Genomic DNA, 14,583 nt, shown 5'->3' with positions numbered 1-14,583 from the left:
ACACTTGTTATAACTTTGTTACAAATGTATTTTGTCGAATTCCCCTTATAGCAGATGCTTTTCCCCTTCTTGACGAAGCAATCAAAGTTTCCATTTATGAGACATTGCTCACTTAAAGTGCAAACGCTTTCGTCGTGTTGCAGTATTTTTTGCTTTTGTTTCCCACCATTTGTGGTTAATGTCGAAAAACGTCAAAAATGCGGTAACAGCTAGGGTTTATAACTGCATGAGCAAGATAATTCATAAATGGAAGCAAATTTCTCTGATTGAAGAAGACGTTGTGCTTCCTACAGGACAGGCAATTACGCACACCACAATCCATCATCCGGGTGCTGCGGTGATTCTCCCTATTACAGCGGAGGGTCACATTGTCCTTGTCCACCAATTTCGGCCTTCACTTAATAAATGGCTATTGGAACTTCCTGCTGGTACCAGAGAAGGCAACGAAGAGCCACTCTGCTGCGCCAAAAGAGAGTTAGAGGAAGAAACTGGGTTTAGCGCAGAGAAATTCACGTCTCTCGGCCAAGTCACCCCTCTTGCCGGATTTTGTGATGAGATACAGTATCTATTTGTTGCCGAAAAGCTCAACAAAACAAACCGTTACGAGTGCGATGAAGACGAAGTGATTGAGGTCGTCACCTTGTCAATCAAGCAACTCGAAGAAAAGATAGTCGATGGCACGATCACCGATGCCAAAACGATCGCTTGCTTAAGCAAAGCGCGCCTTTGCGGATATATTTAGGACTTTGACCAAGGAGACATTCATGGATTTTCGATCAGATACCGTTACACAGCCCACCCAAGCCATGCGAGAAGCCATGTTTAAGGCCCCCGTTGGGGATGATGTTTATGGTGATGACCCTACGGTCAATGAGCTTGAAAAATTTGCTGCGCAGCTTGCTGGTTTCGAAGCAGCTTTGTTTACCACTTCAGGCACTCAAGCCAATCTGCTCGGTTTAATGGCGCATTGCGAGCGGGGAGATGAATATCTATGTGGGCAACAAGCACATAACTACAAATACGAAGCTGGTGGCGCGGCGGTTTTGGGATCAATTCAACCTCAACCAGTCGAAAATAACCCAGATGGCACGCTACCATTTGATAAACTGGCTGCTGCGATTAAACCAGATGATTATCACTTTGCTCGCACTAAGCTTCTCAGCTTGGAAAACACAATTAATGGTAAAGTACTACCTCTGTCTTACTTAGCAGAAGCACGTGACTTCGTGAATAAACATAACTTGCAGATGCATCTAGATGGCGCTCGCGTTTTTAACGCAGCCGTTGCACTTGATGTTCCGGTAAAAGAGATCGGTCAGTACTTTGATTCAATGACGATCTGTCTGTCGAAAGGTCTGGCTGCCCCTGTTGGCTCGCTACTACTTGGTAGCAAAGACTACATCGCAAAAGCACGTCGCTTAAGAAAGATGGTCGGCGGTGGTATGCGTCAAGCGGGTATTCTTGCCGCAGCAGGCAAACTTGCCCTTACCGAACAAGTGGAACAGCTAAAACAAGATCACATCAACGCAAAAACCTTAGCGGAAGGTTTAGCAGAACTGCCTGGTTTTTCAGTCAACCCTGAATTTGTTCAAACGAACATCGTGTTCGCGAAGCTTGATCCTCAAGTGGACATAGTAAGTATCGCTGCGAAACTAAAGGAACAAAACATCACGATAACCCCTGGAAATCCAATTCGTTTTGTAACTCATAAAGATATTTCAGCGAAAGACATCGACACTTTCTTATCAAGTATAAAATCTCTACTTTAATTTGATTTTGATCATTGAGCTTCCCCTAAGGGGAAGCTTTATTGTATCGGCATGATTTTTAGCGAATAGATAACCTCCATGCTCAGATTTGTACTTCTAATCTCTTTTATTTTCTCTTCCGCTATCCATGCCGAGCCGTTTGGTGATGCTGATAAAGGTAAAATCAAATCACCTAGCTGTGTCTATTGTCACGGTGTTACAGGCATCGCAACGAACAACACCTATCCAAGCCTTGCTGGTCAAAATGCTCAGTACCTTTACAATGCAATGAAATCTTATCAAGCCGGTGAGCGTAAAGGGCCACTTGCAGAAATGATGGCAGCACAGTTAAAAATGTTAAATGATGAAGACCTTCGTGATGTCGCTGCTTTTTATGCAGAACAGACAGAAATCAAGTGATTAGATCACCTGTAGATGTACTATGAAAGCTCGTGAATCATCCAAACTCAACACATATTGAAACATTAACCCAACATTTGACCACAAAACAATCAAATTAACTTCACTTCAAATATTTGATGAATTTATAGTTCAACATAAGCATTAATATTGACTTTTTATTCTATTTTATCGATATTTCATGCTTTATTGAATTTGACGTGAAGTAAGTTATGTCTCACACACATGCGCAACCAGCAGACTCGGTTGCTACCCCTAAGTCGTGGCAGATGCCAGATACCCTCATTTTGATCTTCATTGTTGGTATTCTTGCTGCGATTCTTACCTACTTAATTCCTGCTGGTCATTTTGATAGCCAACAGGTGACCTACATGGTCGACGGTGCAGAAAAAACTCGCACAGTTATCGATCCTTCTTCTTTCTCTTATGCAACCGACGAAAACGGTGAACTGGTTTACAACAAGGTTGGCCTGTTTGCTTCTGGTGGTGGCATTGGTCTGATGAACTTCCCTTTCGAAGGGCTAGTTTCTGGCTCTAAATGGGGCAGCGCAATCGGCGTGATTATGTTCATGTTGGTTATCGGCGGTGCTTTCGGCGTTGTAATGCGCACAGGCACAATCGATAACGGTATCCTGCGCCTTATCGATAAGACCAAAGGTAACGAAGCGCTATTCATTCCAGTGCTATTTTTGCTGTTCTCGCTAGGCGGTGCGGTATTTGGTATGGGTGAAGAAGCCGTAGCGTTTGCGATTATTATCGCGCCGCTTATGGTTCGCCTTGGTTATGATGGTATCACTACGGTAATGGTTACCTATGTTGCGACTCAAATTGGCTTCGCTACTTCTTGGATGAACCCTTTTTCCGTAGCTATTGCGCAAGGCATTGCGGGTGTACCTGTTTTATCCGGCATGACAGTACGCATGGGGTTATGGGCTGGCTTTACGTTAATCGGTATCGCTTTCACAATGATCTACGCCGCTCGTGTGAAGTCAAATCCTAAACTTTCTTACAGCCATCGCACAGACCAGTATTTCCGTCAGCAAGAGCTTGGCAATCAAGATTCTCGTTGGAACCTAGGTGACACACTCGTTATCCTTACGGTTATTGCGACCACGGTGTGGGTTGTTTGGGGCGTAGTCGCTAACGCATGGTACATCCCAGAAATCGCGTCTCAATTTTTCACTATGGGCTTTGTTGTCGCGATCATCGGTACGATTTTCCGCCTAAACGGTATGACGCTAAACTGCGCAGCTGATGCATTTAAAGAAGGTGCAGCTATTATGCTTGCACCTGCCCTATTAGTGGGTTGTGCAAAAGGTGTATTGTTGATCCTTGGTGGTGGTACAACTGATGAAGCGAGTGTACTGAACTCAATTCTAAACAGTGCTGGCGGCGTGATTAGCGGGCTTCCTGACGTGGCTGCGGCATGGTTAATGTATGTATTCCAATCTATCTTCAACTTCTTCGTCACTTCGGGCTCTGGACAAGCGGCACTGACGATGCCTCTACTGGCCCCTCTGGCAGACATTGCAGGAGTTACGCGCCAAGTGGCAGTTTTGTCATTCCAACTTGGCGATGGCTTTACTAACGTTATCGTCCCTACTTCGGCATCTCTCATGGCAACGCTTGGTGTCTGCCGTATCGACTGGGGTGACTGGGCAAAATTCTGCTGGCGATTTATTCTATTACTCTTTACCCTATCAAGTATCGTCGTTATCGCAGCTCATATTATGGGTTTTGCGTAAAACGAAACCAATTGGTAATTAAGGCGAGACATGTTCTCGCCTTATTAATATTCATGGTATGACGACGCTAAGGTTTTAGATTAGCTTATGGTTTTGGAGTGGTAACTTTAATGGCAACACAATTTCTCGATGACGTGATTCAAGGTCATCAAGTGATTCAGTCTCTCAATGTAGCAGACCTAAATTCGGGCGAGCATAAGTTTTGGTTTCGCATCGCAACGAATGCTCTCTCTCAGTGGCAACACCTACCTGTGCTAGTGTTCAAAGGTGAAAAACCTGGCAAGAAGATCATGATTACCGCAGGGGTTCATGGTGATGAGTACAATGGTGTGTTAGCAGCGCAGAAAACTGCTCGAGAGCTCATCGGCACTGAAGTCGCTGGTACTGTCACTATTGTTCCAACCATTAACATGCCTGGTATGCTAAACCACAGCCGCGATTTCTATTCCGCAGACCCTGATGCGTCTCCTGCAAACTTAAACCGCTTTTTTCCTGGTGACCAAAACGGCAATGAGGCCCAACGTTACTTATATGCATTGTGGAATGATTTGCTCAAGCCAAATGCTGATTTAGCCATTGACCTTCACACTCAAACCAGTGGTGCGGCCTATCCACTTTACGTGTTTGCAGATTTCCGAATCGAGCAATCATTAGAAATGGCTCGCCTCATTAATCCTGATGCGATTTTAAATGATCCTGGAGATGCTGGCGTCCTTGAAACGGTCTGGAATAACCATGGTGTCCCAAGTATTACTGTTGAAGTAGGTATGGGGCGATATACCGAGCAAGAACTTATCAGTCGAACTGTAACAGGCATTTTTAATGTGCTGAAAAAGCATAACATTGTTGAAGGTGATATGGACCCTATTACGTCATGCTTGGAAGGAAACGAAATCATCAGTGTGAAAGCGACACACGGCGGCTTTGTACTGCCTCATGTCAGTTTGATGAATTTTGTCGAGCAAGGCCAACTTCTTGCGATTCAATACGACAGCTTTGGCGCTGAGATTAAACGCTACACCGCCCCAACAAGCGGCACAGTACTTAGCCACAATGTTGAATCTATTCGAGCACCAGGTTCCCTGATCGTTCGTTTGATTAAGTAAACCATAACCGTTTGTTGATAGATCAACCTTTCGACGCTCACTCAAATTTATATAAGCCCCATCACGAGTAATCACAAATGATGGGGCTATATCCATTTTGACCACATTGAGTTACGCGGTAACAAATTACTGTTAAGCGAAATGACAAACTGAGCTCTTAATTAGGAAGCTTCCCCTCTGTCCGCTTTTTCAGCCACGCTGATGAACTTAAAGCTGTCTTTGTTTCTCTTGTTCAACAAAAATGAGCTCGTCTATAGCGAAACCTTTCTCTTTAGCTACGTACTTAAAGCGCTCCACTACTTTCTCATCAACGTTAGGCGTTCTAGACAGTAGCCACAAATAGTCGTGGTTGTAACCGGAAACAAACGCATAGTCATAGTTTTCACCTAGCTCAAAAACAATGTAAGAAGAGTATATTGGCCCAAAAAAGGAAACCTTTAAGTGTCCAACCGTTTTATCTTCAACAAAATAAGCTTTGCCTTCAGCTTCTGACCACTGTCGCTCTTCTTCGGAATATCCACGGTTTATCACCTTAACCCCACCATCCTCGCGAACCTGATACTCAGCGGTAACGTTGGATAAGCCTCGCTCAAATGAATGGTCTAGGCGTGCAATTTCGTACCACTTACCTAGATATGGCTCTAAATCGAAATTATTCACGGGTTCCACCCCATCCGGCTTCGAGGTACAACCAAATAAAGTTGCAAGTGACAAAAGTAAAAATATTTTTATCGATTTCATACAACACCTAAATTTTAATTAGTGATTGATTTTACTCTAGAAGATAACAAATCGATCACTAAGCCGCACCATCGCCCTAATAGGGACACATCACAATTCTTCATCATCAATAGCGCGCTGAACACCGAAACCTCGTCATCTCAGCAAATCGTTAACAAGATTGCTCTATTTTTGACTTACAAGCTGACCATGCTTGTATATTTTGTCAGCATTTAACCCTATGCATATAGAAACTTTGCACAACATAGACATTCGTAGGCATATCACCCTCCTATAATACGTTGCGTTATAGACAGAGGTTATTGTTATGAAATTAAAAACAGTGTCAGTTTGTGCACTTTTGGTGTTACTTGCAGGTTGTCAGCAGGAAAAGCCGAGCGAAACGACACAATTAACGACCTCGGCAGATGTATGTAATGCACAAGGAAACATGCCAGGTGGGTGGAATGAGTTTAACGCGACCCCTGATGCACAAAAGGCAATGGCCTTTGTTTTAAAGAAAATGGACACAATAGCGTCGTTTAAACAAATACTGAATGTTCACGCGCAAATCGTTAGTGGCGTCAACTATGCTATTGAGTTTGAATTGGATGATGGCTCTGTTTGGAACACGATTGTTTATCGCAACCTCGATGGCGAATATGCGATTACCCAATCGCCAAAAGAAGGCCACTTTTGCGAACAGTAGCGACTTAGTCAGAAAGCCCCAACATTAGGGGCTTTTTGATCTAACAGTAGTCACTGAATTAGACAGCGAAGCGACATTGAGATTTAATCGACACCGTTGAACCAAGTCTTGATGGTTCTACATCAATCCTCTGCGCCATTTGTTCTTTCAACTCAGAAACGTGAGAAATAACACCGATCATGCGCCCAGTCTGTTGCAGGTCCACTAGCGTTTGAATAGCAAGATCTAAAGACTCTGGGTCTAAACTACCGAAGCCCTCATCAATAAATAAAGTGTCTAAACGAATACCGCCACTATAGGATTGCACAACATCCGACAAACCAAGTGCCAGAGCAAGCGCTGCCATAAATGATTCACCGCCGGAAAGTGTCGCAACATCACGCGTTTTTCCTGTGTAGCCATCTTCAACCATTAAATCTAAGCCGCGACCCGCAGCGCCTTTGAAGCCCTCTGTTTTTCGAGCAAGAATATAGCGCCCTTTACTCATAAGGCTTAAGCGTTGAGAGGCCTGAATCAGCACATCATCCAACAGTACACCAAGAACAAAGCGATGTAGGCTAACCCTGCTGCCTGTTTTACCGCTAGCAACGTCGTACAACGTACCAAAGACTTTGTATTCTTCTTCTAACTTACTATTTTTCTCATGCAACACGGCAATATCTTTACGAACCTTTTCAAGACGTTCAAATATTGAGCGTGTGGTATCAAGTTGATTCCTTACTTCAATATATTGCGCCTGCAGAGTGGTTAACCTATCGTTAAACGACTCTAAATTAGGCCTTTCAAGATCTTTCAATGCATGATTTAAATCATGTAGTGTTTGCTCAAGCTTGGTTTGTGCCTGTTTGAAGCTGTCTATTTCTTGCTGCCAGGCTTGAAGTTCATCATCTCCCACTCGACTACTTAGATAATGGCTTTCATCCTCAAATTTACTCGCCTGTAGTGCCTCATTCCACGCTAATTCTGCTTGGCTAAGTTTTTGCTCTGACTCAGATAACCACTGCTTGTTCGTCGCTAAGTGACTTTCCGCATTTGATTTCTCCAATATCGCTTGCTGCAAAGCGGTTTGCGCCTTTTCTAAGCCTGTGTTCAAACTCAGAATTTGCTCTTTTGTCAGCAAAATTTCACGTTCAAGCAAGTCAGCGGAACTGTATTTTGGGTCAATAGAAGCTTGTAATTGAGCCAATTGTTCTTGGTTCGCTTTAACGGTTGATTCATTTGCCGCCATTTTATTCTGCAGCTCATGAATTTTATTTTCACCCACGACGCAGCGTTGATTAAGCTGTTCAACGTTCTTTTCTAGCTTTTCAATATCAATAGCTTGTAGACGTAGGAGTTGAGCATTGATCGCTTGCAAATCATTTTGAACCGTCGAGATCTCAGATGTAGCATACTCACCCAACTCCTCTTTCAACTGGTTACACTGATTCTGATACTGACTAATGACAACGTTATGTTGTTCTAGCTGATTGCTTAGTTGGTTCAACAAGGTTTGAGCTTCTCGCTCTTTAGCTCTAGCCGCCTGAACTTGCTCTTTTGTAACGGCTTCTTCAACAAACGTTGCGGGGTTAGGATGCGTTTCGCTACCACACACCGGGCATGCTTCACCTGCTTTTAGTCGCTGCGCTAATACTGCCGCTTGAGCGTTGTGCCACTTAAGCTCTATCGTATCAGCGGCTTGTTGACGCTGCATATAGCGCTGACTGGCTTCGTGTAGTGACTGCTGCTTGCCTACAGTTAGCGCATTGAGTTTAGAGAGCTCTAAAGTAAGATCATGCAGCTTTTGTAGATCCTGTAACAGCCGTTGTTTTTGTTTTATTTCCGCATCGATGCTGCCAATAAGCGCAACATCAACTCGTGCTTTCTCTAGCTCCTTCTGTCCCTGCTGGGCCTGTAACGTTAACTTATCTTTTAGTTCTATGTACTGTTTTAACGTTGCTTCAAATTGTTGTTTTTGTTGATAACCCGCCGTTATTTTACTTTCCAAATTGTCTTTCTCGACCAACTTGTTTTTCATACTTTCAAGCTGATACTGCAGTTGCGTTAACTGCGGGACCTTTGCCGCTGCCTCTTTTGCACTTTGCTGCAAGTTTTCTTGTTCTCTCGCAACGACATTAGCTTTTTCGAGACTCTCTTCCAAAGCTACGATTTTTTGCCTAAGCTCTTGCGTTTGAGCTTTTGCATTTTGTAATGAGATGTAGGGCAACTCTATCTTATTGGCATTTTTAGCGTTTTCTAATTGCTGTTGACGAGCTTTTATCGAATCTGCGTGTTCTAGATGCAGCTTGAGTGCGCTTTCTGCTTGCTCTCGTTTCGAAAACTCTCCATTCAAGGTTTCCGCTTTTTGCAATTCAGATTTAGCAGTATTGAGCTTATCTAACGCTGCTTGCTCATTCTTTTTATCAGACTCTAATTGCTTAGTTACTTGTTCCAGTTGTTGTAATAGTTCTTGTTCAGAACTCGCTTCTGCAACTTGTAAAGCACCTCGAATTTGATTATCAAATTCGCCTTTCGCTTTACTAATTGCACTCGCTTTATCTTTGAGCGCGTACTCAATTTTTTTATATATGTCAGTTTGAAAGAGCTGGCCAAAAATTTCTTCACGCTCTTTAGAGCTAGCAAGCAACAGTTCTCGGAATTTTCCTTGAGGCAACACCATAACTTGACGAAATTGAGTTTCATTCAAGCCAATAATATTGCTAACTTCAGTTTTAACCTGAGTCGTCTTGCTGGTGATAAGCGTTTCAGTCTCACCGAGTTCATAAAGAGCCGCAGTGTGCTTTTTAATCGTCATCCCTTCACCACGGGCCTTGGGCGCTTCCTGCTCAGGGGATCGAACAACTCGGTATTGTTTGCCGTGTAACGAAAATTCGAGAACTACTTCGGTTGGTAAGTCTTGCGCGGATAAGTCACACCGCATCTGAATACCTTGTCGCTCATTACCTGTGGTTTCACCATAAAGGGCGAAGCAAATGGCATCTAAGATCGACGTTTTACCGGAACCTGTAGGACCATTAATCAAAAATAGAGGGTTACTGCCAAGCTTCTCAAAATGAATGATTTCAGTTTTTGCAAACGGACCAAAGGCTTGCATGGTTAGTTTAATTGGTTTCATCTTTGGTCCCTATTGCTGTGATAATTGCTTAATAATGTCAGTAACAGCTTGCTTTTGCTCTTTAGACAACTGGCTATCTTGCGCCTCAATAAAAAAATCTCCGAACATATCAATTTCGCTTCGCGCCAACTTTGCTTGCGCCATTTCCTGCTCTACCCCAATTAACATGCCAGGTTTCTCAAGGTGTAAAACGTTTGGATACACTGAACGAAGTTTTTCCATTGGGTTTAAAATCGCATGTTTATCCATCAAACGAACTAACAAATAATCTTCATTCTTGGGGTCTGTTTTCCCTTGCTCAATAACTTTATCCAGCTCGCCCTCTACAATACGCATTTCATGAGGAGCCGTAAGATCAATATGCTTTGCAGAAACGAATCCTTTCTTGTCCAGTTCAACTAACGTGAAACCTTTTCTCTGGTTCTGTTCACCAAAGCTATACTTCATGAGAGAGCCAGAGTAACGGATATGCTCTGCGCCTTTCTTTTGAGGCTGATGCAAATGACCAAGTGCGACGTAGTCAAAATCTAAGAAGTGTTCATGACTCACGCGATCAGAACCACCAATAGATAATGGTCGTTCAGAGTCTGACTCGATAGCCCCATCAACAAAACAGTGACTCACGAGCACGCGCTTTTGCTTAGAGATAAAGCGCTCTTTAATTTGCTCAACAAGCAATTGATGAGCCTCATCATGAGTGGATACCGAGGCTTTGTAGGCAAACCTGACCTGTTCAGGGTCGTTATAAGGCATACCATAAAACGCGACCTCGTCCGCAGAGTCCGTTTTTATGATGATGGGAGTGAGCATATCTTCAAAGTTGCTAACAATATGGAGACCTGCATTTTTCATTTGCTCTGAGCCGAAACCTAGCCTTTCTGCACCATCATGGTTGCCAGATATAAATATCATTGGTGTTTCTAACTCGGTACAAATGCGTTTCACGACTCGATCTAACAGTTCTATTGCAACCGTTGGTGGCACCGAACGGTCATAGATATCTCCCGCCACTACAACTGCATCGACGGGGTTGCGTTCAATATAGTTAATCAGTTGTTCGAGTACTGCTTGTTGATCTTCGAGTAGTGATACGTTGTGGAATTGTCGACCAAGATGCCAATCTGAGGTGTGGATAAACTTCATTCGAATTCACTTTCCGCCAATTCTATGAGTAGGCTTGCTTCTGTCAGAGTCCATGTACCGTTTATAAAAAGGAATGCGTCACGGGTGGGATCTCGAACAAGCCAAAACTCAAGTTATTTTATATCGGTAAGGATATCTTGAGTCGAACAGCTTTTCATGTGGTTTGTGTTCTATGGCTGGCTATTTAATCAGAAAGCGAGAAGAACACTGTAAAAACGCGGTGAGCAAAGCTATTTTGAAAAGCAAGCTGCGCCTAGTCATTCTCCAAACATCATTAAAGGGCCAGTTTCGAGTCAATCCCCCATAACATTTGCATCACTAAAACCTCAGCTACTAGAAGGAAAAGCAATAGCCAGACCTATTCGCTACGCCAATTGTATATTACTCCTACCGCATAGCCATCTGGCTCGATGTCGGCTTGCAAAACGTGAAAGTCTGGGCAGGGGCTGCTTCTTTGAAGCTCATCAATCACTAACGCTTTTAAAACTCCGCCACATGCACCCAATCCGCCAAGTTTTATATCAACAAATTGATACTGAGTTTGATCGGTCACCCACGGAGACAAGAATTGCATTGAGTTTAACCATTGCGGCTCTTCCTCATTAACGGATAAATACAATTGACTGAGTGGATGTTCACAACTTACTCCTAATTGCTTAAACACCTTGTCCACGGCGATGCGTTGTTGTTTGGCATCTAAATCAATTCGAACAACATCAGGCACAAGACCTGAATGTCGAAAAAAACACTTGGTTAAAATGATAGAGCTTTGAGGTTTGACATGCCCTTCTACATCGCTCGTAACCTCTATAGCCAGTATCCAAGTCGCTTGCGTTTCATTAACTTCACGATTTATCCGATTTAGTGCCATCAAAAATGCAGCTTGGCCATAAGGATAAAAGTAAATTTCAGTATTGACAGTTTGGCCAACGAAAATAGAAAGCTCGCTTATCAATGCTTTAAGCAAGCTTTTGTCTACCGAAGATGGTAAAAGAACACAGAGATTCCCTTTGATATCAACTTGCTCAAGACTCTCGCGCTCAGAGCGCACGAGGCTTAATATATGCTCATCTATTGATTGAGCAAAGTCAGGGGGTCGGATTTCCTCGGACAATCTAAAAGAATCATCAGCTATCTCGCGAACGGTGTGTGAACGGCCATTAAAGGATAGAAGATGCGTTTGAAATGCGAGTGGCATCTAGCCTCCGATTAAAACCGTAGGCATACCAGATAGAATTTTGCCACCATGAGACGTTGAATCGCCGACTCTTGCGGCTGGTTTACCGTTGATTGTTACGCTAGAAGAACCTGCTGAGATACTATCCGGAGGACCGATACAAATAAGCTTGTCGCCTTGTCTTGCCGCAGGTATCCCGCCAATCGTTACGTTTGGTGAACCAACAACGACGGGACCACCGACATGCGGTATCTTTCCTGTTTTTTTAGGGCAAAGATGAAAGCTGCCCAAAATTGCGGCTGGTTTACCCACTTTAAATCACCTTAGTTCAATGAAATTTGCCCAGCTTTAAGAGCAATAGCTGAGCCGTTAATGGATATTTTATTACCTTTGATATTGATTTCTCCAGAGCTAGACATCTGAATAGAAGCACCACCTACTTTGATCTCGACGCTCTTTCCTGCATTAAAAGACAGTACTTCACCCGTTTCATTCGAAAAGTTTTTACCTACTTTCAAGCTCGCGTTCTGACCAACCTCTTGATTAACATCATTGGTCACTTTTTCGGTTTTACTGTTTTCAACGGCGATATCAACACAGTCTTCAACTAGCATTTGGAACAGTTTTTCAGCATGAAGATAAATGTGCTCTTCACCAGGCTTATCATCGAAGCGCAACTCATTAAAATTGGATGTACCTTTTTGTACAGAGCGTGATTTATAACCACTCTGAGAACTTTGCTCTGGTAAAGCGTAAGGAGGGAGTTGACTACCGTTATATAGTGACCCCGTAACGATTGGTTGATCAGGGTCTCCGTTGACAAACTCGACGATGACCTCTTGTCCGACTCTAGGGTGAAACACCGACCCCCATCCGTTACCTGCGATATTTTGCGCAACACGAATCCAACATGAACTATTTACATCGTATTTACCAACACGGTCCCAGTGAAACTGAACTTTGATACGGCCATGTTTGTCTATGTAAATTTCACCATCTTTGTTCCCCGTAACTATTGCAGTTTGCAAACCTTTCATCTGAGGTTTCGGATAGTTAACTGAAGGACGAAGGATTGTCTTTGAGTCAACACAACTAAACGAGACTTTGACACCTTGCGCACCGGTGCCACCTTGACCAGTCTGGTTATAAACAGCAGCAGACAAAAAAACAGAAGACAGTACATATTCTTTGCCAACTCGAGATTTATCTTCATGTTTTTTAAACTTGAAGCACTTGCCTACGCTGAATGTTCTGCACGTAGCCTCGCCACGACACAAATATGCATTTTGCTGTAGTGCTTCTATTGCATGCGTGTTTCTCAGTGCGTATTGATCATTGCTCTCCATTTCACCCATGTATTCAAAATACTCGCTTTCAGGCACTGTAAAAAAATCACTTTCACCCTTTGCAGTATTTTTAGGATTCGAAGAAGGCTTGAGCATGTTATAGCCTGACTTTTGACTCGCTTTAGTAGTCAGAATTTGCGTTTCATGCCAAGAAGAAATGTGGCTAGATTTCGCCGTACCTGTATCAAAATCGACTAAAAACTCAGTACCCGGCTTATAAAAACTGATGTCATCAAAAATATTGAGCGTATGGGCAGACTTAGTATGTGTAAAAAAAAATGATAGCCCCTCTTCCGATAACAGACGTCGAACAAATTCAAGATCTGATTCTTCATATTGTACTTTGTACGTGTATTTAGGATAGGACTTGGTTAGCTCAAAACTAAAGGCAACACTATGCTCCGATAGTACTTCAGAGATAATTTCCTTTATATCTTTATGCTGAAATATTCTGCAATTTTTTCGATATTCAGCGAAACGTAATTTAGGCTCTATTAATAATTCTATGTTTTTATAATTTTCGCCTTTATGTGTATTAGAAACCCTTTTCCCTTCTAATCTTGCAGCAGAAACGTAACCATGCATATAACGAGGATTTGAAGAAACATCCTCATTATTTTCAAGGGTAATGGTAACTTCCTTACCAATAATTTCGTTTAACTCACTTCGTTGATCATTAAAGTAAGCTTTAGCACGCAATGAAAAAAGTTCTGAGATCTCTTCTTTATACTCAAACGAGTTTAGTATGATGGCATCTTTACCGAATGGGGAAGAAATTCGGATGAAATTGTTATCTTGAGTTGCTCTTTTCATTAAATACTTCTTTCAAAAAAATGCGGAGGAATACTCCCCCGCATGAAAATTACATTTGTTGACCTTTAACACCGCTGTAGCCGTATACCAATGGAGCAGAAGTGTTGTTCTTATCGTCAGTAGGAGTCACTGTCATCATCATTTCTGTGTAAGAAATTGTGATAGTTTCAACTGGACGATCGTCTTGGATAGAAACTGAGTAGTTAGAAATCATCGCATCAGTCAGTTCGATCTTCATGATCTCTTCAACCTTCTCACCCTGCTTAGTAATATGGAAAACCGCTGGTTTACCTTTACCAATCGTCGCTTCTTTAAATAAGTCAGGAGAAGAACGGTCTTGAAGTTTAGTGATAGTCAAATCATATAGACGAGTAGCGCTCGCTTCACGGTCCATCGCTGTACCAGTGTATGATGAGATCTCACGACCTACACTCCAATCTACAGATAGTAGTGTAATCAAATCTTTGTATTGCTCGGCTGTTGCCTCACCCTTAATATCTGCGTATTTAAGATACGTATTAGACTGCATGCTAATCTCCTA

General features: G+C 42.7%; 13 protein-coding genes. 6 read left to right on the top strand and 7 right to left on the bottom strand.

Annotated features, from left to right (window positions below; genetic code table 11):
- Window positions 1-226: 226 nt before the first annotated feature.
- The 5 genes from R7Z77_RS18750 to R7Z77_RS18730 all read left to right on the top strand — a co-directional run bounded on the left by R7Z77_RS18750 (window position 227) and on the right by R7Z77_RS18730 (window position 5,019).
- Entirely contained in the window at window positions 227-742 is a 516-nt protein-coding gene (locus R7Z77_RS18750; RefSeq protein ID WP_005375979.1) for an NUDIX hydrolase, read from the top strand.
- Between the two features lie 22 nt (window positions 743-764).
- The gene (ltaE, locus tag R7Z77_RS18745) at window positions 765-1,769 is read left to right on the top strand and encodes a low-specificity L-threonine aldolase (protein ID WP_025767724.1); all 1,005 of its coding nucleotides are present in this window, start codon (window positions 765-767) and stop codon (window positions 1,767-1,769) included.
- 78 nt (window positions 1,770-1,847) lie between these two features.
- Window positions 1,848-2,168, top strand: coding sequence for a c-type cytochrome (locus R7Z77_RS18740; RefSeq protein ID WP_017633643.1), 321 nt, complete (start codon window positions 1,848-1,850; stop codon window positions 2,166-2,168).
- Between the two features lie 212 nt (window positions 2,169-2,380).
- Window positions 2,381-3,913, top strand: a complete 1,533-nt coding sequence (gene yfcC / locus R7Z77_RS18735; protein WP_005387492.1) for a putative basic amino acid antiporter YfcC — start codon at window positions 2,381-2,383, stop codon at window positions 3,911-3,913.
- A 110-nt stretch (window positions 3,914-4,023) separates the two neighbouring features.
- Window positions 4,024-5,019 carry a succinylglutamate desuccinylase/aspartoacylase family protein gene (locus tag R7Z77_RS18730; protein WP_258641607.1) on the top strand — a complete coding sequence of 332 codons (996 nt, stop codon included), beginning with the start codon at window positions 4,024-4,026 and terminating at the stop codon, window positions 5,017-5,019.
- A 207-nt stretch (window positions 5,020-5,226) separates the two neighbouring features.
- Here the strand turns inward: R7Z77_RS18730 and R7Z77_RS18725 are convergent, their stop codons facing one another.
- Window positions 5,227-5,760 carry a lipocalin family protein gene (locus R7Z77_RS18725; protein WP_017820207.1) on the bottom strand — a complete coding sequence of 178 codons (534 nt, stop codon included), beginning with the start codon at window positions 5,758-5,760 and terminating at the stop codon, window positions 5,227-5,229.
- 307 nt (window positions 5,761-6,067) lie between these two features.
- Here R7Z77_RS18725 and R7Z77_RS18720 point away from each other — a divergent pair, with 307 nt between their 5' ends.
- On the top strand, window positions 6,068-6,448 hold the full coding sequence (locus R7Z77_RS18720) for a cystatin domain-containing protein (protein WP_005387498.1): 381 nt from the start codon (window positions 6,068-6,070) through the stop codon (window positions 6,446-6,448).
- A gap of 58 nt (window positions 6,449-6,506) precedes the next feature.
- On the opposite strand, the gene R7Z77_RS18715 is transcribed toward R7Z77_RS18720, so the two are convergent.
- The 6 genes from R7Z77_RS18715 to R7Z77_RS18690 form a co-directional block, all read right to left on the bottom strand.
- Window positions 6,507-9,563 (bottom strand): AAA family ATPase, encoded by a 3,057-nt coding sequence (locus R7Z77_RS18715; protein ID WP_115386666.1) that lies wholly within the window; start codon window positions 9,561-9,563, stop codon window positions 6,507-6,509.
- Between the two features lie 9 nt (window positions 9,564-9,572).
- Complete coding sequence (locus R7Z77_RS18710; protein WP_186585265.1) at window positions 9,573-10,706, bottom strand: exonuclease SbcCD subunit D; 1,134 nt, start codon at window positions 10,704-10,706, stop codon at window positions 9,573-9,575.
- Window positions 10,707-11,064: 358 nt separating this feature from the next.
- On the bottom strand, window positions 11,065-11,904 hold the full coding sequence (locus R7Z77_RS18705; RefSeq protein ID WP_054578967.1) for a hypothetical protein: 840 nt from the start codon (window positions 11,902-11,904) through the stop codon (window positions 11,065-11,067).
- On the bottom strand, window positions 11,905-12,195 hold the full coding sequence (locus R7Z77_RS18700; protein WP_005375969.1) for a PAAR domain-containing protein: 291 nt from the start codon (window positions 12,193-12,195) through the stop codon (window positions 11,905-11,907).
- An 11-nt stretch (window positions 12,196-12,206) separates the two neighbouring features.
- The gene (gene tssI / locus R7Z77_RS18695; RefSeq protein ID WP_186585264.1) at window positions 12,207-14,042 is read right to left on the bottom strand and encodes a type VI secretion system tip protein TssI/VgrG; all 1,836 of its coding nucleotides are present in this window, start codon (window positions 14,040-14,042) and stop codon (window positions 12,207-12,209) included.
- A 49-nt stretch (window positions 14,043-14,091) separates the two neighbouring features.
- Window positions 14,092-14,571, bottom strand: a complete 480-nt coding sequence (locus R7Z77_RS18690) for an Hcp family type VI secretion system effector (protein WP_005375967.1) — start codon at window positions 14,569-14,571, stop codon at window positions 14,092-14,094.
- Window positions 14,572-14,583: the final 12 nt, after the last annotated feature.

Source organism: Vibrio sp. 1401 (genome assembly GCF_033340295.1).
The sequence above is the reverse complement of the archived record's forward strand: the minus strand, read 5'-3'. Positions and strand labels throughout refer to the sequence as shown.

Excerpts from the sequence above, each read along its gene's own strand:
- tssI (WP_186585264.1), bottom strand. The coding sequence starts at position 14,042 with ATGAAAAGAGCAACTCAAGATAACAATTTCATCCGAATTTCTTCCCCA.
- R7Z77_RS18740 (WP_017633643.1), top strand. The coding sequence starts at position 1,848 with ATGCTCAGATTTGTACTTCTAATCTCTTTTATTTTCTCTTCCGCTATC.
- R7Z77_RS18725 (WP_017820207.1), bottom strand. The coding sequence starts at position 5,760 with ATGAAATCGATAAAAATATTTTTACTTTTGTCACTTGCAACTTTATTT.
- R7Z77_RS18730 (WP_258641607.1), top strand. The coding sequence starts at position 4,024 with ATGGCAACACAATTTCTCGATGACGTGATTCAAGGTCATCAAGTGATT.
- ltaE (WP_025767724.1), top strand. The coding sequence starts at position 765 with ATGGATTTTCGATCAGATACCGTTACACAGCCCACCCAAGCCATGCGA.
- R7Z77_RS18710 (WP_186585265.1), bottom strand. The coding sequence starts at position 10,706 with ATGAAGTTTATCCACACCTCAGATTGGCATCTTGGTCGACAATTCCAC.
- R7Z77_RS18715 (WP_115386666.1), bottom strand. The coding sequence starts at position 9,563 with ATGAAACCAATTAAACTAACCATGCAAGCCTTTGGTCCGTTTGCAAAA.
- R7Z77_RS18750 (WP_005375979.1), top strand. The coding sequence starts at position 227 with ATGAGCAAGATAATTCATAAATGGAAGCAAATTTCTCTGATTGAAGAA.
- R7Z77_RS18720 (WP_005387498.1), top strand. The coding sequence starts at position 6,068 with ATGAAATTAAAAACAGTGTCAGTTTGTGCACTTTTGGTGTTACTTGCA.
- yfcC (WP_005387492.1), top strand. The coding sequence starts at position 2,381 with ATGTCTCACACACATGCGCAACCAGCAGACTCGGTTGCTACCCCTAAG.
- R7Z77_RS18705 (WP_054578967.1), bottom strand. The coding sequence starts at position 11,904 with ATGCCACTCGCATTTCAAACGCATCTTCTATCCTTTAATGGCCGTTCA.
- R7Z77_RS18690 (WP_005375967.1), bottom strand. The coding sequence starts at position 14,571 with ATGCAGTCTAATACGTATCTTAAATACGCAGATATTAAGGGTGAGGCA.